We start from the raw sequence: 2259 nt of genomic DNA on the forward strand, positions 1-2259 counted from the left end.
TGATGTCGGCGGCCGGAGGCCGGAGCAGCGGTCCGCGTCTCCGACAAAGTCGTTGTCCTCAGAACCTCTTTCGCCGCTCGTTTCTTATTCTGGCCGCGCCAGCACGAAAGTTCGCTGCAACGCCGCGAAAACGACATCGTCGCGCCGGCGCAACACATTGCCGGGATTTCGCTTGCTCGACTGGTCGGCCCGCCCTGCTCGGCTCAACGGTTTACTTTGACAATGACTCCTTCATTCGGCTTCAGGTGGGTGGGTCCCGTTACTTTTTCCGGCCCGCTGTCCAGCCCGCTCGACAACAAGCGGACGCCGCAGCCTTCCCACTCCCAGAGCCGCGGTTCTCCGGACATATTGAGGCCAACAAGGATCTCCGTCTCGTTCGTCCTGCGCCCAAACGAGAAGACGTCGTTCTGTGCCCGGCGTGGCAGATATTCTCCCTGCAACAGGCAGGGCTCCAGCCGGCGCAATGCGATGAGTTCACGGTAGAGGTTCAAGAGCGACTTCCCGTCGCCCTGTTGCGCTTTGATATTGCGGGCGCGATCCCGGCTCAGCGGCAACCTGGGTGCGCCATCGGTAAATCCGCCCCCGTCCGTGTCGTCCCAACGCAAGGGCGCCCGCTCGGGGTCGCGACCGAGGTCAAAGCCCTTCAGAAGTTTTTCGAAGGGGTCCTGGACGCGATCCGATGGAATCGGGACCTGTTCCGAACCGATCTCATCGCCGGCGAACAGGAACGGTGTGCCCCTGATCGTCATCAGCAGCATCGCAAGAACACGTGCCTGGGCCTGCCCCACCTTGCTGGCGACCCGGTGCTTGTCATGGCCGCCGATCACGAAGTCCGGCCAGGCCTCTTGCGGAAGGGCATTGAAATAGGCATCGATCGCCGCCTGAAGCGCAATCGCGTTCCACTCCGTATCGAGCAGCGCGAAGTTCAGCGGCAGGTGCAGGCGCGGCCTGCTATTGCCATAGAAATGGCCGATCCGATCTGTCTTGCCCTGCACCTCACCGCAGAGAAGTTTTCCGTCATACTGGTCCAGAACTTCCCTGATGTATTCAATACAGCGCATAGCTTCCGGCCGGTCGTCCGTAAACACAGGCGTGCAGGCCTGAGGGGGTGGCGTCTTGTCATCGGCCTCCGGGTCAGGCGGATTGTCGCGCAGCAGGTCATCCTTGATCAACACTGCGCTGGCATCAACCCGGAAACCATCGACGCCGCGCTCGAGCCAGAACCGCATCACGGACGCGATGGCTTCGCGGACCTCGGGGTTCCGCCAATTCAGGTCCGGCTGGCTCGGCAGAAATGAATGATAGTAGAACTGCCGGCGCTCCTCACACCACTCCCAGGCACTGCCTCCGAAACGGCTGAGCCAGTTGTTCGGCGGTCCACCGTTGGCACCGGCTTCCGCCCATAGATACCAATCGGACTTCGGGTTGTTTCGCGAGCCGCGGCTTTCGTCAAACCAGGCGTGCTGATCGGAGCTATGATTGGGAACGAGGTCGAGAATGATCCGGATGCCAGAATCGTGCAAGGCACGCAGCAGTTTGTCGAAATCTTCCAGATTGCCGAAACGCGGATCGACCGAGCAGAAATCGGCAATGTCATAGCCGAAGTCGTGATTGGGGCTCTTGTAAATTGGCGTCAGCCATACCGCGCCGACGCCAAGCCAAGTGAGATAGTCGATACGCTGCAGAAGGCCGACCAAGTCCCCTTGTCCGTCGCCGTTACTGTCCTGAAATGACACCACGGCGATTTCGTACACGACCGCGTCACGCCACCACGTTTCATTGGAAACAGGTGCGGATTTTCTCGGCGGTGTGTTCCTACTCACGCGGAAAGTAGACTCCCTTGTTGACACCAGTGCCGCCCGAGCTAGCTGGTCCTCAACCTCCGGCGGGAGAGGTTAGTTCCTACGAGTACCAAGCACTGCGCTCTCAGGCATAGCGAGGAGCGGCAGAAACGGTGGGCCAGTTTGCTCCAGTACCGCGCGCTCTGTCGCATTGCAGGGCACACGGTGGCTTTGTCGGGACTGCACGGGCGTATTCATTTTGCGTGAGGCGAACACACGCGCGAAGGGTCTGCGCGCTGCCCCGGCAACTCCTGCAAACTGGGCATGGCCTCGCGTAGGCGAACGAGCGAAGTAGCTCATCTGCTCGGCAGTTGCGACCGCACTTCAAAACACTGCAAGTTGAGGTTTGGCTATCATCAGCCAGAGTATAGCGGCCACCGCCATGAACGCTGGAATGCCGAAGGCAAACCACAGCCAG

1 protein-coding gene and 1 pseudogene are annotated in these 2259 nt (G+C 60.5%); both read right to left on the bottom strand.

What is annotated here, in order from left to right; all coding sequences use genetic code 11:
• Positions 1–203: 203 nt before the first annotated feature.
• The gene (locus AKL29_RS21465) at positions 204–1754 is read right to left on the bottom strand and encodes an alpha-amylase family glycosyl hydrolase (RefSeq protein ID WP_347336990.1); all 1551 of its coding nucleotides are present in this window, start codon (positions 1752–1754) and stop codon (positions 204–206) included.
• Positions 1755–2165: 411 nt separating this feature from the next.
• Positions 2166–2259, bottom strand: a pseudogene (locus AKL29_RS45255) (DUF2269 family protein); the annotation flags it as partial.

Source organism: Bradyrhizobium pachyrhizi (assembly GCF_001189245.1).
In the GTDB taxonomy this organism is placed as follows: Bacteria; Pseudomonadota; Alphaproteobacteria; order Rhizobiales; family Xanthobacteraceae; genus Bradyrhizobium; species Bradyrhizobium pachyrhizi.